Genomic DNA, 22,524 nt, shown 5'->3' on the forward strand with positions numbered 1-22,524 from the left:
AAACTGGTATTAAAAATTTCATAAAACCTATATTTAGAAATAAGGGATCACAACAGCTATTAATAGCTAATGCGTTTCTATAATTAGCCTACGGCTATTTTATAATTAAATTTTGGGGAAACTCTAATTTAAATGAATGTTGACAAGAATACTAGGTTATAATATACTTATAAATAAATACCAAGTGAACTAGTTGGGATTAAAAGAGGTGGAAAAATGAGATTGTCTACAAAAGGACGATATGGCCTTAAAGCTATGTTTGAGTTATCTCTTCACTATGGAGAAGGTCCTATTCCGCTTAAAAGTGTAGCAGATGAACAAAAAATATCTGAAAATTATTTAGAACAATTGGTATCTGTGCTAAGGAAAGATGGATTTCTTGAAAGTGTAAGAGGGGCACAAGGTGGGTATCTATTAGCTAAACCTCCATCAGAAATTACTGTAGGGAGTATTTTAAGATCATTAGAAGGCAATATGGCACCAGCTGACTGTGTAGTGGATAATGATATAAATAAATGTGATAGAGAAGAGCATTGTGTTACAAAGTTAGTTTGGATGAAGATAAGAGATAGTATTGACGAAGTAATAGATTCTATTACTCTTCAAGATATGATTGATGAGCATATGGATATATTATCCAATGAAAATCCAGAAGTTTAGGAGGAAGAAACTATGAAAAACTATATTTATATGGACAATTCAGCAACTACTCCTGTAAAAAAGGAAGTATTAGACGAAATGTTACCATATTTCTCTGAAAAATATGGTAATCCATCAAGTATCTATTCGTTAGGTGGTAAGTCTAAGAATGCTGTTGAAAATGCTAGAGATAAAGTTGCAAAAGTTCTCGGAGCTAAACCAAATGAAATATTTTTTACTGCAGGTGGCTCTGAATCAGATAATTGGGCTATCAAGGGAATAGCTTATGCAAATAAAGACAAAGGGAATCATATTATTACTACAAAAATTGAGCATCATGGAATTCTTCATACATGCCAATATTTAGAAAGACAAGGATTTAAGGTTACTTATTTAGATGTAGATAAATATGGTATGGTAGATCTCGATGAACTTAGAGAATCAATTACAGATGAAACTATACTTATTACTATAATGTTTGCAAATAATGAAATTGGAACTATTCAACCCATAAAAGAAATTGGCCAAATAGCAAAGGAAAAAAATATATATTTTCACACAGATGCAGTTCAAGCTATAGGGCATGTAAAAATTGATGTAGATGACTTAAATATAGATTTACTTTCATTATCTGCCCATAAATTCTATGGACCTAAAGGTATAGGTGCGTTGTATATTAGACAAGGAGTAAAAATTCATTCTTTAATAGAGGGTGGAGCTCAAGAGAGAAATAGAAGAGCAGGTACTGAAAATGTTCCAGGTATAGTAGGATTGGGAAAAGCAATAGAACTTGCCTATGAAAATATAGATGAGCATAATGAAAAACTTATAAAACTTAGAGAAAGACTTATAAAAAAGGTTTTTGAAAATATTTCTCATGTAAGACTAAATGGGCATCCTGAAAAGAGACTTCCAGGAAATGTTAGTTTCTGTTTTGAATTCATAGAAGGAGAATCATTATTACTTAGCTTAGATATGGAAGGAATAGCAGGTTCTAGTGGTTCTGCTTGTACTTCTGGGTCCTTAGATCCTTCCCATGTCCTTTTAGCTATAGGGCTTCCACATGAAATAGCTCATGGCTCACTAAGACTTTCATTAGGCGATTTTAATACGGAAGAGGAAGTAGACTATGTAGTTGAGAAGTTAGTAGAAATAGTGCAAAGACTTAGAGAAATGTCACCACTATATGAAAAAGTAAAGGGGGAAAAATAATGTACTCAGAAAAAGTAATGGAACATTTTAGGAATCCTAGGAATGTTGGTGAAATACCAGATGCTGATGGTGTTGGTCAAGTTGGAAATCCAAAATGTGGAGATATTATGAAAATGTATTTAAAAATAGAAGATGGAATAATTGTAGATGTTAAATTTAAAACTTTTGGATGTGGTTCTGCTATAGCTTCTTCTAGTATGGCAACAGAAATGGTTAAGGGAAAAAGTATAGATGAAGCTATGAAAGTTACTAACAAGGCTGTAGCTGAATCTCTTGATGGATTGCCACCAGTGAAAATGCATTGTTCTGTATTAGCTGAACAAGCAATAAAAGCTGCACTTTTAGATTATTCACAAAAAAATAATATTCATATTGATGGACTTGAAGACTTTAATCCAGATGAAGATCCACATGATCACCATTAAAAAACCAGCTGCTGAAATATTTCAGCAGCTGGTTTTATTTTTAGTTTTAAACAATTAAATATTTTTTTAAAATATGTGAAATACTAATTATGTCAAACTAAAAGTTGAAAAGAGGAATTCAATTGATTAGATATAGAGATTTAATTGGAGCTAAGGTTGTGGAAAAAAAGAATGGAGAAAGAATAGGGGAAATATCTGATGTGATTTTCAAAGAAGATTTTCAATCTTTTGTAGGTTTTTTAATAAAGGGTGGAAAAATTTTAAAGCAAAAGAAAACAATAGAATTAGAAAGGGTAACATCTTTTGGAAAAGATGCTATAATGATTGATTTAGGAAAAAACTTATCTATTAAAAACTCAAATATAGAAGAAGGTATTACAGAAGAAGAAATTAAGTTTATAGACAAAGAGATACTTACACAAGATGGGGAATGTCTAGGTTATGTCAAAGATTTATTATTTAGCAAAGATGATGGTAAGTTAATTGGATATATCATAACTGAAGGGCTAATAGAGGATATAACTAAGGGCAGAAGCTTTATACCAAATTTTTCTAATGTAAAAACAAATAAGGAACATTTAATAGTAGATAATGAAGTTAAGGACTTAATTAGCAAAAACAAAGAGAAATACAAAAAATTACTAGAATTAGTAGAGAGATAAAGAGGCAAAATAAATGGAGAACAAAAATAAAGGAGATGATATACATGAATGGAAGTTTTAGAAGAGGAGCTTTTGTAGGTAGTCTTTTAGGAGTATCAGCTTTAGGATTTGCAGCTTCTAGGATAAATCCAATACAAAAAAGAAAAATAAAAAGAAGTGCTAGAAAGGCTATTTCAAATATGAAAAGTGGTATGAATTTATTATGGAGATAGGCAGCTTTTGCTGCCTATGAATTATAATAGGGAGATAAAAATGAACTTTAAAAATATATCATTAAATCTACAAATATTAATTGGACTGTTTATATTGATTTCTATTTATTATATAATTAATATAGGAAATAAATATATTGAAGAAAATAAGAAAATTAAAATAGATACTAGAAGATTATCTAAATTATTCATATTTTTATTATTCATATTTTTAGTTTATATACTAACAAAAAAATATAAGTTTTTATCAGAAATAATAAATATTTTAGTATTATCATCAATTTTAGCCTATTTATTGAACCCCATAGTAGATTTCTTTAAAAAGAAGAATATACCTGATTTGTGGAGCGTTATTTTTGTATATATTATTATTTTTCTCATTATATTTATCTTTTCTTTTGTTTTAATTCCTAAAATCATAAGAGAGTTTAGAAACATAGGATCTATATTGCCAGATTATTTAAATAAGATTTACGAATACATAGATAGGGTACAAAATAAGTATTATTCAAATTTTAAAAATTTACCACCACAATTTGATGGTATAAGAGATATCTTTGAAGAAAATATAAACAACCTAGAGAGTATTATCATAAAATGGATTAAAAAATTTGTAGATATAACTACAAATGCGTTTTCAAAAATTTTTACTCTAATATTAGTTCCTATTATTTCATTTTATTTTTTAAAAGACAAAGAATTTTTTAAGAAAAAAATTTATTTAACTATACCTAAAGCTTATAGGGGTGAAATAGTAAAACTTTTTAAAGAAATGGATAAATCTATAAGCCAATTTATTAGAGGAAGAATAATAGTAGGCATATTTGTAGGTATTACTACTACTATAGCATTATTTATTTTAAATATAGATTTTGCTTTCAGTATAGGTATGTTGGCAGGTATAGCAGACATAATTCCCTACTTTGGTCCAGTTATTGGTATAATACCTGCCGTCTTTTTTGCATTATTAGAAGGACCTTTAAAAGCTCTATGGGTCATAATAACCTTTACTACTATTCAACAAATAGAAAACAATATAATTACTCCAAAGGTTGTAGGAGAAAGTGTAGGAATTCATCCTGTAACTGTTATAATATCACTAATACTAGGTGGAGGATTTTTTGGAATATTAGGAATGATATTGGCTATACCTGTAGTAGCGGTAGTTAAGATTCTATATTCTTATATTGTAGAAAAAGTTAACTAGGGTTAATTATTGACAATTTGTAGCTTTTTAATTATAATCCTAGTTATAGAGTAGGGTTTGACTGTCGTCCCTTTTCTGCTTTGGGACGTTTTTTTTATAGAATGAGAAAATTAAAATCCAGTATTATTATACTCTTAAGATAAAAGTGAGGTGTGCACTTAATGAAAAAGATGGGATTAAATGAAATTAGAAAAGAGTTTTTAGAATTTTTTCAAGAAAAAGATCATATGATTTTACCAAGTTTTTCTTTAGTTCCTAAAAATGATAAAAGTTTATTGCTTATAAATGCAGGAATGGCACCTTTGAAGCCGTATTTTACTGGTGATTCTATTCCACCAAGTAAGAGGGTAGCTACTTGTCAAAAATGCGTTAGAACGGGAGATATTGAAAATGTAGGAAAGACAGACAGGCATGCAACCTTTTTTGAAATGTTAGGAAATTTTTCTTTTGGAGAATACTTTAAAGAAGAGGCTATAGAATGGGCTTGGGAATTTATGACCGAAAGATTAGAAGTACCTAAAGAAGATATTTGGGTAACTGTTTATCTTAATGATGATGAAGCTTTTAGAATTTGGAATGAAAATATTAAGATACCAAAAGAGAAAATAGTTAGACTAGGAAAAGAAGATAACTTTTGGGAGCTAGAAGTAGGACCTGGAGGACCATGTTCAGAAATCTATATAGATAGAGGAGAAGAATATGGTTGTGGAGATCCTGATTGCAAGCCAGGTTGTGAATGTGATAGGTATGTGGAGGTTTGGAATTTAGTATTTTCACAGTATGATAAAGATGAAGAAGGAAATTACAATCCACTTCCAAATCCTAATATAGATACAGGTATGGGACTTGAAAGAATAGCAGCTGTTATGGAAGGTGCAGATAATATTTTTGAAATAGAAGTCATTCATGACCTGTTAGAAGAAGTAGAAAAGGTTAGTGGAAGTAAATATGGTGAAGATGAAAAAGTAGATGAATCTATCAGGGTAATAACAGATCATATAAGGGCGATAACATTCTTAGTTTCTGATGGAGTTTTGCCAAGTAATGAAGGAAGAGGGTATGTTTTAAGAAGACTTATAAGAAGAGCAGCAAGACATGGTAAGTTATTAGGAATTCATGAGATCTTTTTATATGATCTTTCTAAAAAAGTTATTGATATTTGGAAAGAAGAATATATAGACTTAGTTGATAATGAAGAGAAAATTAGAAAAGTAATAAAAGTTGAAGAAGAAAAGTTTGAAGAAACTATTGATCAGGGAATAAATATACTAGATAAGTATATTGAAAACATGAGGAATAAAAATGAAAAAGTATTAGATGGAGAGAAAGCTTTTAAGCTTTATGATACTTATGGATTTCCACTAGATTTAACAAGAGAGATACTTGAAGAAAAGGGACTAAAAGTAGATGTGGAAGAATTTAATAAAGAAATGGAAAAGCAAAGGGAAAGAGCAAGAAATGCAAGACATGGTTTAGGAAAAGAAGCTTGGGGTAAAGACGAGATAGCTCATAAATTAAAAGATTTCAAAACTAATTTCAAAGGATACGACACATTGGAATGTAATTCTAGAGTAATAGGATTGTTTAAAGATGAAGAAGAAGTTTCTATTTTAAAAGAAGGAGAAAAGGGTATAGTTATTTTAGATGAAACTTCTTTTTATGGAGAAAGTGGTGGCCAAGTAGGAGATACTGGTATTATAGAAGGAAATAATTTTAAAGCTCAGGTTATAGATACTCAAAAGACTAAAAATGATATTATATATCATTTTGTAGAAGTTGAAAGAGGAGAAATCTACACTAATGAAAGTGTACTTGCTAAAGTTGATGAGGATAGAAGGAATGATATAGCAAGGAACCACTCTGCAACACATCTTCTCCATAAAGCATTAAAAGATGTTTTAGGAGAACATGTAAATCAAGCAGGTTCTTTGGTTTTACCTGATAGATTGAGATTTGATTTTACCCATTATGAAGGAGTAGATGAAAAAGATTTAGATAAAATAGAGGAGCTTGTAAATGAGAATATACTATTAGGACTAGATGTATCAGTGATTGAAACTACTATGGAAGAAGCTAAAAAAAGAGGAGCGGTAGCCCTATTTGATGAAAAATATAAAGACGATGTAAGGGTTATAGAAATGGGTTCTTTTAGTAAGGAACTTTGTGGAGGAACCCATGTCAATAATACTAGCAATATAGGGTTGTTTAAAATCATAGGTGAATCTAGTATTGCTTCTGGAGTCAGAAGAATTGAGGCTATAACTGGTAGAAAAGTTTATAGATATTTGAAAGATGTAGAAAATCAAATGGATAGTATATCTAGTATTTTAAAATCAAATAAAGACAATGTAATAGAAAAAGCAAAGACTATTACTGAAGAAATAAAGGAAAAAGAAAAAGAAATACAATCTTTAAAATCAAAGATGGCTTCTTCTTTAGCTGATGATATATTAAATCAGAAACGTGATATAGAAGGAGTTAACCTTATAACTTATAAGGTTAATAATATGGACATGAATAGTTTAAGAAGCTTAGGAGATGAAATTAAAAACCAAATCCATTCTGGAGTTATAGTTTTAGCTTCTGTTTTGGATAATAAAGTGTCTTTTGTATCTATGGTTACGAAGGATTTGATGGATAAAGGTATTCATGCAGGTAATATTATTAGAGAAGTTGCTAAAGTAGCTGGTGGCGGTGGTGGCGGTCGCCCAGATATGGCACAAGCAGGTGGAAAAGATCCTAGTAAAGTAGATAATGGATTAGAACTAGTTGAAATTTTAATCAAAAAAAGTTTAAAATAAATATTAGCCAAATATTTGGCTAATATTTATTTTAAAAGGTGTATATAATATGATCTTTATGGTATAAATATTATAAGGGGGTGTTTTTGTGAATAATAATAATTTTAATGAAACTATGAAATTTGAACCACCAAAGGAAAATATAAATGAAGCTAAGGAGATTCTTGTAACTGTCTATGAATCATTAAAAGAAAAAGGCTATAATCCTATTAATCAAATGATTGGATATATTTTGTCTGGAGATCCCACATATATAACTAGTCATAATAATGCTAGAAGTTTAATAAGAAAATTAGAAAGAGACGAACTTATTGAAGAGTTATTAAAGTATTATCTAGAAAATGAAGACAAGGAAAAGTAAAAACAATAGGAAGTAGGAGAGGTTTAATTGAATAGATTTAGGTTATTAAGCAGTTTAATTGTTATAATACTTATATTTTCTTTTTTTAGTGAGTGTAGTATAGCTTCATCTTCTCAATCTAATAATAAAACAGTATATTTAATCGTAATTAATAGATATACCTTACAAGATATTGATAATATGCCTAATTTACGAAAGATTATAGATGAAGGTAGTATTGGGCTTATGAATACAAGAGGACTATATAACTATAAAGGCTCAGAAAGCTTCTTAACAATAAATTCTTCGAAGAAAGCTTATTCTACCTATGAAAGTGCTGAAACCTATAATTTAAATAAAGAAAACAGGGAGATATATGAAAGAAGAATCAGTCCAATAACTGGGGATTCTCAAATTGCAAATGTAAACCTTAATAGAATTATTGAGCTAAACAAAGAAAATAGTTATATGCCACATATAGGAGCCTTAGGAGATAGTTTACATAACTCAGGGCTTAAAACTGCTATGTATGGAAATGGGGATACTCTAGAAGATACAATAAGAGCAAGTAGTCTTATTGCTATAGATTCTAAAGGGTTAATTGATTATGGTAATGTGGACAATATATTAATTGAAGATAAAAATTTTCCTTATGGATTTAGAACAGATTATGATAAATTACTTGGTGAAGTAAATAATATTAAAAACAAAGCATCTTTAGTAGTTATAGACACTGGAGATTTAGATAGACTTAATTTTTATAGTGAAGAATTAACAGATGAAATGTTTGAGAAACATAGGATAAATATTTTAAATAAGATAGATGGTTTTATAGGTAATTTAAAAAATAGCATTGATAAAGATAAATCTTTATTTATTATAACTAGTCCTAATAGTGGAGAAGACAGAGTAGATAATAGTAAATTGTCACCTATAATACTTTGGGGAAATAATATTTCTAAAAGTATCTTGTATTCTCCTACTACTAAGAGAGAGGGTCTGGTAACAAATATCGATATAGCACCTTCAGTTGCAAAATTTCTAGGAACGTCTACAGAATATATGTCAGGCAATACAATGATATATAAAGAAAATAATGATAATTTTAATTTAATTTCAACTAATAATTCTAGAATAAATATAATTTCTAAAAGTAGATTTTATATTTTATCTACTTATAGTATATTATCTATAATTGTAATATTATTTGCCATGTTAGTTCTAGCTACTAATATGAAATTAAAAGGAATCTTATATAATATTTTAAGTATTTCACTTATAATTATTGGAGTAATTCCATTATCATTAATTTTAACATCAGTGATAAAATGGACAAATTATACTAGTTATATTATTTCATTGATTACTATATTGTTTCTACTAGTATTAATAATATATAAGATAAAGGGTATAGATAAGGTTTTACTTATATCGAGTTTACTCTATGGAGTTCTAGTTTTAGATGTATTTTTAGGAGGTAAGTTAACTAGATATTCTGTACTAGGTCATGATCCTGCAATTGGTGCTAGATATTTTGGTTTAGGAAATGAAATGATAGGAGTATTTTTAGGAGCTACTTCAGTATTTTTAGGGATTTGTATTAATAAAAATAGAAATAAAGTATTTTCATTTGTTTTGTTGATTTTTTCTGCTATAATAGTAGGACATCCTAAATTAGGAGCTAATGTAGGTGGAAGTATAGCAGTTTTGTTTTTCGTACTTTATTTTCTAGCAGAAACTTTTAATAAAAAGATAAGTTTCAAAAGAATCTTAACTATTGGTTTGGCTACTGTAGTTTTCATATTAGCAATGGCTTTTGTTGATATTAAATTTAATTCTAATCCTACTCATTTAGGAAGAACTATAATGATGACAAATAATGAGGGTAATTTGATGATTATGAGCATTGCTATTAGAAAGCTTTTAATGAATATTAAATTAGTAGGATCTTCCATGTGGACTAAGGTTTTGAATGTTAACCTAATTTCACAAATTGTAATTATTTTTATTTTGAAAGATAAATTAAGAGATCTATTTAATGAAAACAAATATATCTATGTAGGATTTATAAGTGGTATAGTAGGTAGTATAATAGGATTTTTAGCTAATGATTCTGGAATAATTCTTGCTTCAATAGCTGTAACATTGATTAATATATCTTTTATTTCTAAGCTAGTAGAATATATAATTGAAGAACAAAATTAGGAAGTGTATATTATTATGGAAAGAGTTTTTTTAGGAGATACAGGAATTAAAGTATCAAGACTTTGTTTTGGCTCTCTTACTATAACGCCTTTTCAAGCTAATCTACCTATAAAAGAAGGTGCAGAGCTTATTAAATATGCTTATTCAAAGGGAGTCAATTTTTTAGATACGGCAGAACTTTATGATAATTATGATTATATTAGGGAAGCTTTAAAGGATATAAATAGAAATGATTTTGTAATTACAACTAAATGCTATGCATATGATAAAAAAACAGCAGAAGAAAGTTTAAATAAAGCTTTAAAAGAATTGGATACTGACTATATAGATATGTTTTTATTGCATGAACAGGAAAGTATTCATACCTTAAGAGGACATTATGAGGCAATTGAGTATTTTACTCAGGCAAAGAAAGAAGGTAAAATCAGAGCTTTTGGAATGTCTACTCATAGGGTGGAAGGAGTCCTTGGAGCAATTGAGTTTGACGAAATAGATGTGATACATCCTATAATCAACAAACTTGGCATAGGTATTCAAGATGGAAATGTAGAAGATATGTTGAAAGCTATAGAGAAGGCTCATAATGCAGGAAAAGGAATATATGGTATGAAGCCTTTAGGAGGAGGACATCTGATAAAAGATGCAGAGGAGGCTTTTAATTTTGTAAGAAATATTCCTTATATTGATGCTGTGGCTATAGGAATGCAATCAAAAGATGAAGTAGATGCTAATATAAATTTAATGAATGAAGGCTATATTCCAGATGAAGTAAAGCGAAAAATTGATAAAAAGAAAAGAAAGCTAATTATTTCTTATTACTGTATTGGTTGTGGAAATTGTGTTAGGACTTGTAAAAATAATGGTATAAGTATAGTAGATGGTAAAGCTGTTCCTAATGATAATTGTATATTTTGCGGATATTGTGCTCAAAGTTGCCCAGAGTTTTGTATAAAAGTAATTTAAGATGAGGAGATATTATGGAAAGAATTCTAGGATTAGATGTAGGAGATAAAACTATTGGTGTAGCTGTTAGTGATCTTTTAGGCTTAACAGCTCAAGGTATTACTACAATACAAAGAGATGGTATTGAAAATGATTTTAAAGCATTAAAAGATATTATTGATGAATATGAAATAAAAAAGATAGTTATTGGATTTCCTAAAAATATGAATAATACTGTAGGACCTCAAGGTGAGAAAGTTTTAAAGTTTGTGGAAGAAATTAAAGAAAAATTTGGTTTAGAAATAATATTAGAGGATGAACGTTTAACAACAGTGGCTGCTGAGAGGCTATTGATTAATGGGGATGTAAGTAGAAAAAAGAGAAAAAAAGTTATTGATAAAGTAGCTGCAACTTATATCTTGCAGACTTATTTAGATAAAAACTATTAAAGAAGGTGAAGTATATGGATGATAGAATAGTTTTGCTGGATGAAAATGGTAAGGAGGAAGAATTCGAAGTTGCTGCAACTTTTGGTTTAGATGATTTTAATTATGCTGTGCTTTTTCCTATTAACGATGAGAATGAGGCCTATATTCTTAGAATGGAATATGATGACAATAATGAATTAGTTTTAGTGGGAATAGAAGATGATGAAGAATTAAATGATGCTATATTAGCTTATGAAAGTATATTAAAGGAAAATATAGAACAAAAATAATTATAAATATTTGACTTTTATTATATATATCTATATTCTATATATAGAATAAATAAGCAGGTGAAAAAATGGATATTAATGTAGATTCTATAAAAGAGAGATTGAAGGAAGAAGGATATAAACTAACTACTCAAAGAAGGGCAATTTTAGATGCTATTATTGAAAATAGTGGAAGTCATTTAAGTCCTGAAGAGATTTATGAAGTAGTTAAGTTAAAATATCCAGAAATAGGTTTAGCAACAGTTTATAGAACATTACAGCTTTTTGAACAACTGGATATAGTATGTAAATTAAATTTTGATGATGGTTGCAATAGATACGAATTAAATTCAGATTCTAATGATCATCATCACCATCATCTAATATGTTTAAATTGCGGAAAAGTCATAGAAGTTAAACTAGACTTACTAGAGAATTTAGAATATGAGATTGAGAGAGAAGGGAAATTTAAGATAGTGGACCACAATGTAAAATTTTTTGGATATTGTATTGAGTGTCGAGATAAATAAATCCCCTGAAGGGGGTTATTTTTTTGTAATAGACGGTGTGCTAATAAATTTTTATTTTTTAGAATACTAATTATTATAAGATTTGGAGAAATTAATAGAATAGAAGGAGTTGATACAGTTTGTCTAGAAAACCTTATAAATTAAAAATCATACCTTTGGGTGGTTTAGGTGAAGTAGGGAAAAACATTACTGTTATAGAATACAGAAATGACATAATCGTTATAGATTGCGGGCTTATTTTTCCCGAAGATGAAATGTTGGGTATAGATGTAGTTATACCAGATATAAGTTATTTATTGAAAAACAAAGAAAAAGTTAGGGCTATAGTTTTAACTCATGGCCATGAAGATCATATTGGAGCGTTGCCTTATGTTCTCAAGAAAATAAACGCACCTGTCTATGGAACTAAACTAACGTTAGGATTAATTGAAAATAAATTAAGAGAACATAATATGAAGAATGTTAAGTTAAATAAAGTAGAAGCAGGAGATCTTATAGAAATTGGCTGTTTTAAAATAGAATTCATTAAAACTAATCACAGTATTCCAGATTCTGTTGCATTAGCAATACACACACCTGTTGGAATAATAGTTCACACTGGAGACTTTAAAATTGACTACACTCCTATAAACGATGAGGCAATAGATCTTCGTAAATTTGCAGAAATAGGGAAGAAAGGAGTTCTTGCACTTTTAGCCGATAGCACTAATGTAGAAAGACCAGGCTATACAATGTCAGAAAGGACTGTTGGAGATACCTTTAATGATATTTTTTCAAAGGCTGAACACAGAATTATAGTTGCAACTTTTGCATCTAATGTATATAGGATACAGCAAATAATAGATTCCGCAGTTCTTTTCAATAGGAAAGTTGTAGTATCTGGAAGAAGTATGATAAATGTAATAGGGGTAGCTACAGAATTAGGATATTTAAATATACCTGATGGAACTTTAATAGATATAAATGATATGAACAAATATCCATATGATAAAGTTGTAGTTATTACTACAGGTAGTCAAGGTGAACCTATGTCTGCATTAGCTAGAATGGCTTATTCGGAACATAGAAAAATAGAGTTGGTACCAGGAGATTTAGTAGTTATATCTGCTACACCTATACCAGGAAATGAGAAAACTGTTTCAAGGGTTATAAATCAATTGATGGAAAAAGGTGTAAATGTAATATATGAATCTTTGGCAGATGTTCATGTATCAGGTCACGCGTGTCAGGAAGAATTAAAACTTATTCATGCTCTTGTAAAGCCTAAGTATTTTATACCTGTTCATGGAGAATATAGACATTTAAGAAGGCATGCTCAGTTAGCAGAAGATTTGGGAATGCCAAAAGAAAATATTTTTGTAGGTCAAAATGGTTCTATAATAGAATTTACTAGAAACTCATGCTCTTTTGGACCTAAAGTTTCTGCAGGTAATATTTTAGTAGATGGCTTAGGAATAGGGGATGTAGGAAATATTGTTTTAAGAGATAGAAAACATTTATCAGAAGATGGTTTGATTGTAGTGGTTGTTACTATAAGTAAAGAAGATGGAAAAATAATGGCTGGTCCTGATATTATTTCAAGGGGATTTGTATATGTAAGAGAGTCTGAAGATTTAATGGGAGAAGCTAGAGATGTAGTTAGAGAAGTATTGAGAGAATGTGAGAAAAATCATATAACTGATTGGGCTACATTAAAATCTAGTATACGTGATGCTCTAAGAGGATTCTTATATGAAAAAATCAAGAGAAATCCGATGATATTACCTATTATTATGGAAGTTTAAAGCCGTAGATTTCTACGGCTTTTTTCATATTATGTAGCCTATTTTATTATTATGTAGTATAATGTCTATAGTAAAAATATATTTTTAAACAGAAGAATCAATATACGAAGGAGGGGTCATATGAGCTATACAGTACTTATTTATTTCTCATTACTTGTTGTAGGAGCAATTATTTCACAAAAAGGTTTAATAAGTGATAAATTTGCTGATAAGCTTGGAAGCATTCAGAATTTTTTCTTATTATTTTTACTTTTTACAATGGGAGTGAGAATTGGATTAGATAAAAAAGTACTTTCATCATTTTTCCAAATAGGTGCTAAAGCAACGGTTTTAGCTGTGTTTTCTATAATTTTTAGTATAATTTTTGTTAGATTGGTAAGAAATATAGTTATTAGAGATAAGGAGGAGTCCCATGAGTCTTAGTATTATTTTAGCAGTTGTATTAGGAATTGGAGCAGGATATTTTATACTTCCTGATTGGGTTTTTTCTTATACAGGTACAATTGCAGACATAGGACTTTGTTTGCTTTTGTTTTTTGTAGGAATGGATATTGGGAAGCAAAAGGGTGTATTTAAAGATCTTAAAAAAATGGGATTTAAAATACTTCTTGTACCTATAATGATTATTATTGGAAGTATATTAGGAAGTATATTAGGTGGTTTTTTATTAAAAATGCCTACAAATGAATCAGGTGCTGTAGGTGCTGGTTTAGGATGGTATACATTATCTTCAGTAATGCTTACTAGTTATTCAACAGAATTAAGTGCTATAGCATTTTTAACTAATGTGGTTAGGGAGATTATTGCTCTTATAATTGTTCCAATAATAGCTAAGCATATTGGATATTTAGAATGTATTGCTCCTTGTGGCGCAACAGCTATGGATACAGCATTGCCTGTTATTTCAAAGTCAACTGATTCAAAAACTACAATAGTTTCATTTATTTCTGGAGTGATACTTAGCTTAGTTGTACCTATTTTGGTTTCAATAATGATAAAAATATAGTTAGGAGGGAAAACTATGAATGTATATGATGAAGCTCATAAATTAGCTAGAGCTATTAAAGAATCAGATGAGTATAATGAATATTTTGAAAAACAAAAAAACGTTTTTTCAGATGTTAAAAATAGAGAAATGATTGATGATTTTAGAGAGAAAGCTCTTGAAGTTCAAATGGAACAATTATCAGGTAAAGAAGTAGATAAAGAAAAAATTGAAAAATTACAAAAACTAGAACAAATTTTAATGTTAAATCCAGATATAAAAGAATTTTTTATAGCTGAAATGAAATTTACTCAATTAATATCTGATGTTTATAAGATACTTGATGATGTAATTAAATTAGATACATTGGAGGATTAAATTTTTGGAGGTTATTATGGATACTAAATATCTAACTAAAGCTGGATTGATTTCTGCAATATACGTAGTATTGGTAGCCATTCAAATACCTATTGGTCAATTAGCATTTGGTCCTATTCAACTAAGGATTGCAGAAGGATTAACTTTATTACCATTGGTAGAATCTGCTGCTATACCAGGAGTATTTATAGGATGTCTAATTTCAAATATAATACTTGTTTCCTTTTCTGGGTTTGGACTAATAGATATAATAGGAGGGAGTTTAATTACCCTTATGGCAGCATATTTGACAAGTAAAATGCCTAATAAAATATTAGGAACACTTCCACCTGTTATATTAAATGGATTATTGGTTTCTATTTGGGTTTCCTATTTTACTAGCATACCTTATTGGTATACAGTACTTGGGATTTCTTTAGGAGAATTAATATCGGTATTAGTTTTTGGAAATATTATACTAATAATATATAAAAATATATTCAGAAAAGGATATAAATGATTTCCACTATATATTCTTGTAAAAAAAAGATAATCCTAGTATAATAAAATGAGTAAATATATAAAAGGTGGAGATTTTGTGGCTGAATCTTTAAAAAATAAAAATAGGAAGAAAAATACAAATAAAAGACTTATTATCTATTCTATCATAATTATTTTATGTTTAGTTACAATGAAAATTTTTTATGATAAAGCTTCAGGTCCAGTATCTCTTTATAATCCAAAAGATATAGATATAGAGATTCCTTCTGGAAGTTCCACAACTAAGATTGCAAATATTCTAAAAGAAAATGGTTTGATTAACAATAAGTTAGTTTTTAAATGTAAAGTTAAAATAGAAAAATTAGATGGAAAATTAAAGGCAGGTAATTATATATTTAGTACAGGAATGAATCTTGATGAGATTTTGTCTAAGCTATCTTCAGGAGGAAAAGATGGAAATGTTGTAAAAGTTACTATACCAGAAGGTTTTGAATTAAAACAGATTGCATATAGATTAGATGAACTTGGATTGGTTGATGAAAAAAAGTTCTTAGAGGTATCCAAAGATATAAGTAAGTTTTCGGACAAGTATACTTTTTTAAATACAATACCTAAAGATTACAATTTAGAAGGATATCTATTTCCAGATACTTATGAAATAGATATAAATGCAAGTGAAGAAGAAATTATTGAGATAATGCTCTCAAGATTTGAGCAGTTTTATGAATCTGATTTAAAAAATAAAGCTGAAAAATCTGGTTTAGACTTAAATAAAATAATAACATTAGCTTCAATTGTAGAAAGAGAAGCTAGGGTCGATAAAGAACGTTCAATTATTGCGGGAGTGATTTATAATAGATTAAAGATTGATATGCCTCTTCAAGTAGATGCGACAGTTCAATATGCTTTAGGAGAAAGAAAGGAACGATTGCTATATAAAGATTTGAAAATAGAATCACCTTATAATACCTATCTTCACAAAGGGTTACCTCCAGCTCCTATAGCATCTCCAGGCGCCAAGTCTTTAATAGCTGCCGTAAATCCTTCAGATGTAGACTATTTATATTATGTATTAAAAAATGATGGTAGTGGTGAGCATATTTTCACTAAGACCTATGAAGAACACCTGGAAGCTCAGTCAAAAAAATAAAAAACGTATAAAATATTTATGTAATACGTGGATGGTCAATTGCCACGTATTACTTTTGTAAAAAGGGAAGTGTTATATATTGGTAAATATAAACTATGATTATATTGAAAAATACATTAGGAGTATTTTGCCAGAGGGTTCTGGGAATTTAAATAGAATAAAAGATTATGCAAATAAAAATAATGTTCCTATTATATTTCCTGAGGTAGAACAATTTATTAGGGTTTTATTAAAAATAAGCAATGCTAAAAATATTTTAGAAATTGGCTCTGCTATTGGATACTCATCGCTGGTAATGGCAGAGTCAACTCCTTCTAATGTTAGAATAACTACTATAGAAAAGAGAAAAGACATGTATAAAATAGCCAAAGAAAATATAAATCAAAGTAAATATAAAGATAAGGTTAAAATTATAGAGGGAGATGCAAGGGATGTTATACCAGAATTAGAGGAGAAATATGATTTTATCTTTTTAGATGCGGCAAAAGGACATTATTTAGAGTTTTTTAATGATTGTACAAAAAAGCTAAATGACGAGGGAATTATAGTATCTGATAATGTTCTATATAAAGGTATGATAGCTAGTGATGAATTGGTAATTAGAAGAAAAAAGACAATTGTAAAAAGAATGAGGAATTATTTAGAATATATATCTGATTTAGATGGGTATATAACTAGTGTTCTACCTTTAGGAGATGGTGTGTCTATAACATATAAAGAGGAGGGAGATAAGTGAACAAACCAGAATTGTTAGCTCCAGCCGGAGATTTAGAAAAGTTGAAGATGGCTATAATATATGGGGCAGATGCTGTTTATATAGGTGGAGAAGAATTTGGACTTAGAAAGGCTTCCAAAAATTTTACCTTAGAAGATATAGAAAAAGGAATAGAATTTGCTCATGATAGAGATAGAAAAGTTTATGTTACTTTAAATATTATTCCACATAATGAAGATTTAGTAGGTCTTGATGAATATGTATTAGAGCTTGAGAAAATAGGTGTAGATGGTGTAATAGTAGCAGATCCTGGAGTTTTTTCTGTAATAAGAAGAGTAGCTCCCAATATGCCTATTCATTTAAGTACCCAAGCTAGTGCTACTAATTATGAAACCATTAAGTTTTGGTATGATTTAGGTATTAGAAGAATAGTTGTAGCAAGGGAATTATCTTTGGAGGAAATAAAAGAGATAAAAGAAAGCTTACCTGAAGATTTAGAAATAGAGGCTTTTGTTCATGGAGCAATGTGTATTTCTTATTCGGGAAGATGCTTACTTAGCAATTATATGGTTGGTAGAGATGCAAATAGAGGAGAATGTGCTCATCCTTGTAGGTGGAAATATTCTTTGATGGAAGAAAAGAGACCAGGGGAGTATTTTCCAATATATGAAAATGAAAAGGGAACATTTATATTTAATTCTAAGGATTTATGTATGATAGAAAATATACCTGAGTTAATTGAAGCTGGGGTATGTAGTTTTAAAATAGAAGGAAGGGTTAAAAGTCAATACTATGTAGCTACAGTAATAAGATCCTATAGAAAAGCTATAGATGAGTATTTTAGATTAAAAGAAGATTATGTATACAAAGAAGAATGGCTTGAAGAGATTAAAAAAGCTAGTTATAGAGATTTTACTACAGGATTTTATTTTAAAAAACCTACAGGAGAAGATCAGGTTTATGGAAGTAGTTCCTATATTAGAGAATATGATTTTGTTGGACTAGTTTTAGATTATGATGAGAAAACAGAAATAGCAACAATAGAACAGAGGAATAGAATGTTTGTAGGGGATGAAATAGAGGTTTTTGGTCCTAATAAAGAATTTTTTGTTCAAAAAATTGAAGACATGTGGAATGAAAATGGTGAAGAAATAGATGTAGCACCTCATCCACAACAAATCATAAAGATGAAGATGAAAAAGCCTGTTGAAAACTGGGATATTATTAGGAGAGCTAGAAAGGATTGATTTAATTGAAGAAGCCTATACTTATAGGAATTACTGGTGGTACTGGATCTGGAAAAAGTACAGTGGCAAAAGAGATTTATAGTTCTATTAAAGAAACAAATGTAACAATAATTCAACAAGATTCTTACTATAGAGATCAAAGTAATTTAACTTTTGAAGAAAGAAAAAAGACTAATTATGATCACCCTTTTGCTTTTGATAATGAGTTACTAATTGAACATTTAAATAAATTATTAGAAGGTTTGCCTGTAGAAAAGCCAATTTATGATTTTGAAAAACATAATAGAAAAAAAGAAACTATAACAGTTTGGCCAAGAGAAATTATTATTTTAGAGGGTTTATTAATATTAAATGATGAAAGAATTAGAGAACTATTAGATATTAAAATATTTGTAGATACTGATTCAGATGTTAGAGTTATTAGACGTATAAATAGGGATATTAAAGAAAGAGGCAGAAGCTTAGATTCAGTTATAGAACAATATATGAGTACGGTGAGACCAGCTCATATACAGTTTGTAGAACCAAGTAAGAAACATGCTGACATTATTATTCCAGAAGGTGGATATAATAAAGTAGCTATTGATATAATGGTTACAAAAATTAAATCAATTATAGATGATAAATAATAAATACCTCCATTACAAATTGGTAATACTATTACTAATGAAAGTAATGGAGGTTTTTTATGGGAAAGTATAGTAAAAATATTACTCATAATAGAATTTTTAAATCGGCATTTTTTATTTTTTTAATATTTATGCTTTTGCTATCTAGATTATATTGGATTCAGATAATTAAAAGTAAAGAGTATAAATTAGCAGCTCTAAAACAGAGGGGAAAAGAAATGGGGATATATCCCTCTCGTGGAACTATTTATGATAGGAATTTAATTCCTTTAACTAATAGAGACAAAGTTCCAACCCTATTTTTTGTAAAGGATTATGTTTTGGAGAATGAAGAAGCTATGGATTTTATGAAGGATGTAAGTAAGAAAAGTAATAATGTAAAAAAAGATAATAGTAAGATAGGTGAAATAGAATTAAATAGATCATTAGAAAATGAAATATTACCAAAAGGCATTTTTTTTGCAGAAAAGACTTTAAGATATAATCAAAAAAATCTTTTATCTCATGTTATTGGTTATACTAAAAAAACTGAGAATAAGGGAGAAAGTGGAATAGAAAAGACATTTGATGATGTGTTGAAAAAAGAAAATATAGGTTCTATTTACTTTGAAATTGATAATAAAAACAATCCTATATTAGGTGGAGGTTATGCTTTAGTAGACAATGAAAAAGCAAAGCGTCCTAGCAATGTACAGCTAACAATAGATTACCATATTCAAAAAATTGTAGAAAAAGCTATGGACGAAGAAGGAAGAAAAGGCTCAGTTATAGTTTCAGATGTAGAAAGTGGAGATATAGTGGCAATGGCTAGCCGTCCTAATTTTAATCAAGAAGAGGTTGATGATTTTTTAAATAGAGGAGATATGGAATTATATAATAAGGGAGTTCAAGTTTCTTATCCTCCAGGCTCATTGTTTAAAATAGTAGTTCTTCTTGCTGCATTAGAAGAAGATCCTAGTATAATTAATGAGAACTTTTATTGTAATGGTTTTGAAGAAATAAATGATGTAATAATTAAATGTAATAAAGATGAAGGCCATGGCAAACTTTCAATGAAAGAAGCTTTTGCTAAATCGTGTAATTCTACCTTTATTCAATTAGGAGAAAGAGTTGGTAGTGAAAAAATAATAGATATGGCTAGGAGGTTAGGCTATGGCGAAAAGATAAATATTGGGCTTATGGAAGAAGTGAAGGGAAATTTACCTGAAGGTGAAGAGATTAAAGGACCTTCAATTGGTAATATATCCATTGGTCAAGGAAGTGTAGAAGTAACCCCTCTTCAGGTGACTAATATGATGATGATACTTGCTAATGAAGGAATACAGAAGGATTTATCTATAATTAAAGGAATAGTAACAGATAATGGAAATATGATGAAAAAGTTTAATAGAGAAAAAGATGAAAAAATATTACCTAAAAAACATTGTGAAATTGTAAATGAATATATGAATGAAGTTACAATAAGCGGAACAGCTAGAACAATTAATCTAGAAGATATAGGAGGAGCAGTTGGAAAAACAGGCTCTGCTCAGGCAGTATTAAATGGTAGGAATGCTGTACATGGCTGGTTTGCAGGATATTTTCCTAGGAAAAATCCTAAGTATGTTATAACAGTTTTTGTAGAGGACAATTATTCTGGCTCAAAAGATGCATTGCCAATATTTGAGAAGGTTTCAAGAGAAATATATGAGAAAAACAGATAGGACTTGCACCTTAATCATACTTTCTTCATATACTTTAATATGGGGAGAGTGGAGGTGCATTTATGACTCTATTGTTTTCTTTTAGAGGGTTTTTTAAACCCTTTTTAATGTTTATGGGATATATTTCAAATACTAATTCCTTTCCAAAGCCGTTAACTAGAGAAGAAGAACAGAAATATTTAAAACTATGTGAACAAGGTGATGAGGAAGCAAGGAATATATTAATAGAGAGAAACTTAAGGCTTGTTGCCCATATAGTCAAAAAATATTCTAACACTGGAAAAGATACAGATGATCTCATATCGATTGGAACTATAGGACTTATAAAAGCTATATCTACCTATGATAGAAAGAAAGGTACTAGATTGGCAACCTATGCAGCTAGGTGTATAGATAATGAGATATTGATGACCATTAGATCTGATAAAAAAGTTAAATCTGAAGTTTCACTTCAAGAACCAATAGGCATAGATAAAGAAGGTAATGAAATATCCCTAATAGATATATTGGGGACTGATATTGATGAAGTAATAAATGAAGTAGATTTAAAATTGCAAATCAATAAATTATATAGAAAAATCAATAAAGTACTGAAAGAAAGAGAAAAAACTATTATTGAATTAAGATATGGCTTAGCTGATGGGGTATGTAAAACTCAGCGAGAAATAGCTGGTATGTTGGGTATTTCTCGTTCATATGTGTCTAGAATTGAAAAAAGGGCTATTAAAAAATTGAATAAGGCTTTAGATAGTTAATAATTAAACTTTATGAAGCTATTTAAAACATAAATAAAAAATCGGGATTATAAATCCCGATCTTATGTTATTACATATTAGGAGTAATCCTTCTTAATATTTCTTGAATTTCTTTTGAAAAACCAGAAATAGGTTTTCCGTTACGTATATCTCTAGCCATATTACTTAATCTTTGATATAAATCTGGATCCGCCGTAACACTTACGTTATCAATTTTATCATCTGTATCTTTTACTATTTTTCTTACCTTTCCTTTTAAATCATCAGTTATGTTACCTTCTAGATTATTTTTCATATCAATGCCAACTATAGCAGTATCTCCAGATATTACAACAGTAGCACTATTTACATCATTTAAATTAGCAACTTTTCTAGCTATATTTTCTGCTCGATCAGATAGATTTCTGTCAACATTATTAGTCATATCCCTAGTATCATTTGTTCTCGTATTATCTGTTGCATTTCTTCTAACATCTTCTCCTACATTATTATTGTCATTAGGATTGCTGTTCAAATCAGTATCCGTTCTGTCTATATTATCCCTTGTATCTGTGCCTACTCTATTTTCCACCCTGTTATTTTTAACATTGGGTTTTTGAGGCTGACAACCAGTTGCTAATAAAACAAATCCTAATGACAAAATTAAGAACATAAAAAATTTGTTATTTTTCAAAATTTTCACCTCCCATAATTATTGTGTCATATTATTTTTTTTTTATTAAGGGATTTTATTTATTAATTGCATTAAATAGGAAACCGGTTATCATAACAAATATTATCATAATAGATATATTTAAAATATAAGAACAAAATGGTATAATATACA

25 protein-coding genes are annotated in these 22,524 nt (G+C 29.0%); 24 read left to right on the forward strand and 1 reads right to left on the reverse strand.

All coding sequences use genetic code 11. From position 1 onward, the window contains the following. The first annotated feature begins 216 nt into the window (after nt 1–216). The 24 genes from FYJ27_RS03690 (at nt 217) to sigK (ending at nt 21,698) form a co-directional block, all read left to right on the forward strand. Nucleotides 217–660: an RrF2 family transcriptional regulator gene (locus FYJ27_RS03690; protein ID WP_154483320.1), complete on the forward strand. Its 444-nt coding sequence runs from the start codon at nt 217–219 to the stop codon at nt 658–660. A 12-nt stretch (nt 661–672) separates the two neighbouring features. Continuing rightward, nucleotides 673–1,851 carry a cysteine desulfurase NifS gene (gene nifS / locus FYJ27_RS03695; protein ID WP_154483322.1) on the forward strand — a complete coding sequence of 393 codons (1,179 nt, stop codon included), beginning with the start codon at nt 673–675 and terminating at the stop codon, nt 1,849–1,851. Then, nucleotides 1,851–2,276 carry a Fe-S cluster assembly scaffold protein NifU gene (gene nifU, locus FYJ27_RS03700; protein WP_154483325.1) on the forward strand — a complete coding sequence of 142 codons (426 nt, stop codon included), beginning with the start codon at nt 1,851–1,853 and terminating at the stop codon, nt 2,274–2,276. Before nifS ends, nifU begins: the two co-directional genes overlap by 1 nt. A 122-nt stretch (nt 2,277–2,398) precedes the next feature. Continuing rightward, a complete protein-coding gene (locus FYJ27_RS03705) occupies nt 2,399–2,938 on the forward strand; it encodes a PRC-barrel domain-containing protein (protein ID WP_195839068.1) in 540 nt (179 codons plus the stop codon). A gap of 44 nt (nt 2,939–2,982) precedes the next feature. After that, nucleotides 2,983–3,150 (forward strand): hypothetical protein, encoded by a 168-nt coding sequence (locus FYJ27_RS03710; RefSeq protein WP_154483331.1) that lies wholly within the window; start codon nt 2,983–2,985, stop codon nt 3,148–3,150. Between the two features lie 40 nt (nt 3,151–3,190). Continuing rightward, entirely contained in the window at nt 3,191–4,357 is a 1,167-nt protein-coding gene (locus FYJ27_RS03715; RefSeq protein ID WP_195839069.1) for an AI-2E family transporter, read from the forward strand. Nucleotides 4,358–4,518: 161 nt separating this feature from the next. Beyond that, entirely contained in the window at nt 4,519–7,158 is a 2,640-nt protein-coding gene (gene alaS, locus FYJ27_RS03720) for an alanine--tRNA ligase (protein ID WP_154483337.1), read from the forward strand. A gap of 115 nt (nt 7,159–7,273) precedes the next feature. Next, nucleotides 7,274–7,519, forward strand: coding sequence for an IreB family regulatory phosphoprotein (locus tag FYJ27_RS03725; protein ID WP_154483676.1), 246 nt, complete (start codon nt 7,274–7,276; stop codon nt 7,517–7,519). Between the two features lie 27 nt (nt 7,520–7,546). Then, complete coding sequence (locus tag FYJ27_RS03730) at nt 7,547–9,703, forward strand: hypothetical protein (protein WP_154483340.1); 2,157 nt, start codon at nt 7,547–7,549, stop codon at nt 9,701–9,703. Nucleotides 9,704–9,718: 15 nt separating this feature from the next. Continuing rightward, nucleotides 9,719–10,666 (forward strand): aldo/keto reductase, encoded by a 948-nt coding sequence (locus FYJ27_RS03735; RefSeq protein WP_154483343.1) that lies wholly within the window; start codon nt 9,719–9,721, stop codon nt 10,664–10,666. Between the two features lie 14 nt (nt 10,667–10,680). Next, nucleotides 10,681–11,094, forward strand: coding sequence for a Holliday junction resolvase RuvX (gene ruvX, locus FYJ27_RS03740; RefSeq protein WP_154483346.1), 414 nt, complete (start codon nt 10,681–10,683; stop codon nt 11,092–11,094). A gap of 14 nt (nt 11,095–11,108) precedes the next feature. Further along, nucleotides 11,109–11,363, forward strand: coding sequence for a DUF1292 domain-containing protein (locus FYJ27_RS03745; protein ID WP_154483349.1), 255 nt, complete (start codon nt 11,109–11,111; stop codon nt 11,361–11,363). Between the two features lie 68 nt (nt 11,364–11,431). Further along, nucleotides 11,432–11,872, forward strand: a complete 441-nt coding sequence (locus tag FYJ27_RS03750; protein ID WP_154483352.1) for a Fur family transcriptional regulator — start codon at nt 11,432–11,434, stop codon at nt 11,870–11,872. A gap of 119 nt (nt 11,873–11,991) precedes the next feature. Continuing rightward, nucleotides 11,992–13,656 (forward strand): ribonuclease J, encoded by a 1,665-nt coding sequence (locus FYJ27_RS03755; RefSeq protein WP_154483355.1) that lies wholly within the window; start codon nt 11,992–11,994, stop codon nt 13,654–13,656. 120 nt (nt 13,657–13,776) lie between these two features. After that, complete coding sequence (locus tag FYJ27_RS03760) at nt 13,777–14,079, forward strand: LysO family transporter (RefSeq protein WP_154483358.1); 303 nt, start codon at nt 13,777–13,779, stop codon at nt 14,077–14,079. Next, nucleotides 14,069–14,662, forward strand: a complete 594-nt coding sequence (locus FYJ27_RS03765) for a LysO family transporter (protein WP_154483361.1) — start codon at nt 14,069–14,071, stop codon at nt 14,660–14,662. The genes FYJ27_RS03760 and FYJ27_RS03765 overlap by 11 nt, the downstream gene beginning before the upstream one ends. Before the next feature lie 15 nt (nt 14,663–14,677). Next, nucleotides 14,678–15,019: a YlbF/YmcA family competence regulator gene (locus FYJ27_RS03770; protein WP_154483364.1), complete on the forward strand. Its 342-nt coding sequence runs from the start codon at nt 14,678–14,680 to the stop codon at nt 15,017–15,019. A 16-nt stretch (nt 15,020–15,035) separates the two neighbouring features. Continuing rightward, nucleotides 15,036–15,518 carry a QueT transporter family protein gene (locus tag FYJ27_RS03775; protein WP_154483367.1) on the forward strand — a complete coding sequence of 161 codons (483 nt, stop codon included), beginning with the start codon at nt 15,036–15,038 and terminating at the stop codon, nt 15,516–15,518. 78 nt (nt 15,519–15,596) lie between these two features. Beyond that, entirely contained in the window at nt 15,597–16,649 is a 1,053-nt protein-coding gene (mltG, locus tag FYJ27_RS03780; protein ID WP_195839070.1) for an endolytic transglycosylase MltG, read from the forward strand. A 79-nt stretch (nt 16,650–16,728) separates the two neighbouring features. Continuing rightward, nucleotides 16,729–17,385, forward strand: coding sequence for an O-methyltransferase (locus FYJ27_RS03785; RefSeq protein ID WP_154483373.1), 657 nt, complete (start codon nt 16,729–16,731; stop codon nt 17,383–17,385). Beyond that, on the forward strand, nt 17,382–18,611 hold the full coding sequence (locus FYJ27_RS03790; RefSeq protein ID WP_226807348.1) for a peptidase U32 family protein: 1,230 nt from the start codon (nt 17,382–17,384) through the stop codon (nt 18,609–18,611). The genes FYJ27_RS03785 and FYJ27_RS03790 overlap by 4 nt, the downstream gene beginning before the upstream one ends. Before the next feature lie 5 nt (nt 18,612–18,616). Continuing rightward, nucleotides 18,617–19,240, forward strand: coding sequence for a uridine kinase (gene udk, locus FYJ27_RS03795; RefSeq protein WP_154483376.1), 624 nt, complete (start codon nt 18,617–18,619; stop codon nt 19,238–19,240). A gap of 59 nt (nt 19,241–19,299) precedes the next feature. Beyond that, nucleotides 19,300–20,943, forward strand: a complete 1,644-nt coding sequence (locus FYJ27_RS03800) for a peptidoglycan D,D-transpeptidase FtsI family protein (protein ID WP_154483379.1) — start codon at nt 19,300–19,302, stop codon at nt 20,941–20,943. Nucleotides 20,944–21,005: 62 nt separating this feature from the next. After that, nucleotides 21,006–21,698: an RNA polymerase sporulation sigma factor SigK gene (sigK, locus tag FYJ27_RS03805; protein ID WP_154483382.1), complete on the forward strand. Its 693-nt coding sequence runs from the start codon at nt 21,006–21,008 to the stop codon at nt 21,696–21,698. 70 nt (nt 21,699–21,768) lie between these two features. Here the strand turns inward: sigK and FYJ27_RS03810 are convergent, their stop codons facing one another. Further along, nucleotides 21,769–22,371 (reverse strand): YhcN/YlaJ family sporulation lipoprotein, encoded by a 603-nt coding sequence (locus FYJ27_RS03810; RefSeq protein WP_154483385.1) that lies wholly within the window; start codon nt 22,369–22,371, stop codon nt 21,769–21,771. Nucleotides 22,372–22,524: the final 153 nt, after the last annotated feature.

Source organism: Anaerosalibacter bizertensis (genome assembly GCF_009696605.1).
In the GTDB taxonomy this organism is placed as follows: domain Bacteria; phylum Bacillota; class Clostridia; order Tissierellales; family Sporanaerobacteraceae; genus Anaerosalibacter; species Anaerosalibacter bizertensis.

What these genes read in the sequence shown, in the direction of transcription:
- FYJ27_RS03745 (WP_154483349.1), top strand. Translation starts at nt 11,109, where the DNA reads ATGGATGATAGAATAGTTTTGCTGGATGAAAATGGTAAGGAGGAAGAA.
- ruvX (WP_154483346.1), top strand. Translation starts at nt 10,681, where the DNA reads ATGGAAAGAATTCTAGGATTAGATGTAGGAGATAAAACTATTGGTGTA.
- FYJ27_RS03715 (WP_195839069.1), top strand. Translation starts at nt 3,191, where the DNA reads ATGAACTTTAAAAATATATCATTAAATCTACAAATATTAATTGGACTG.
- FYJ27_RS03735 (WP_154483343.1), top strand. Translation starts at nt 9,719, where the DNA reads ATGGAAAGAGTTTTTTTAGGAGATACAGGAATTAAAGTATCAAGACTT.
- sigK (WP_154483382.1), top strand. Translation starts at nt 21,006, where the DNA reads ATGACTCTATTGTTTTCTTTTAGAGGGTTTTTTAAACCCTTTTTAATG.
- FYJ27_RS03750 (WP_154483352.1), top strand. Translation starts at nt 11,432, where the DNA reads ATGGATATTAATGTAGATTCTATAAAAGAGAGATTGAAGGAAGAAGGA.
- nifS (WP_154483322.1), top strand. Translation starts at nt 673, where the DNA reads ATGAAAAACTATATTTATATGGACAATTCAGCAACTACTCCTGTAAAA.
- nifU (WP_154483325.1), top strand. Translation starts at nt 1,851, where the DNA reads ATGTACTCAGAAAAAGTAATGGAACATTTTAGGAATCCTAGGAATGTT.
- FYJ27_RS03765 (WP_154483361.1), top strand. Translation starts at nt 14,069, where the DNA reads ATGAGTCTTAGTATTATTTTAGCAGTTGTATTAGGAATTGGAGCAGGA.
- FYJ27_RS03760 (WP_154483358.1), top strand. Translation starts at nt 13,777, where the DNA reads ATGAGCTATACAGTACTTATTTATTTCTCATTACTTGTTGTAGGAGCA.
- FYJ27_RS03710 (WP_154483331.1), top strand. Translation starts at nt 2,983, where the DNA reads ATGAATGGAAGTTTTAGAAGAGGAGCTTTTGTAGGTAGTCTTTTAGGA.
- FYJ27_RS03770 (WP_154483364.1), top strand. Translation starts at nt 14,678, where the DNA reads ATGAATGTATATGATGAAGCTCATAAATTAGCTAGAGCTATTAAAGAA.
- FYJ27_RS03775 (WP_154483367.1), top strand. Translation starts at nt 15,036, where the DNA reads ATGGATACTAAATATCTAACTAAAGCTGGATTGATTTCTGCAATATAC.
- FYJ27_RS03690 (WP_154483320.1), top strand. Translation starts at nt 217, where the DNA reads ATGAGATTGTCTACAAAAGGACGATATGGCCTTAAAGCTATGTTTGAG.
- FYJ27_RS03725 (WP_154483676.1), top strand. Translation starts at nt 7,274, where the DNA reads ATGAAATTTGAACCACCAAAGGAAAATATAAATGAAGCTAAGGAGATT.
- alaS (WP_154483337.1), top strand. Translation starts at nt 4,519, where the DNA reads ATGAAAAAGATGGGATTAAATGAAATTAGAAAAGAGTTTTTAGAATTT.
- FYJ27_RS03800 (WP_154483379.1), top strand. Translation starts at nt 19,300, where the DNA reads ATGGGAAAGTATAGTAAAAATATTACTCATAATAGAATTTTTAAATCG.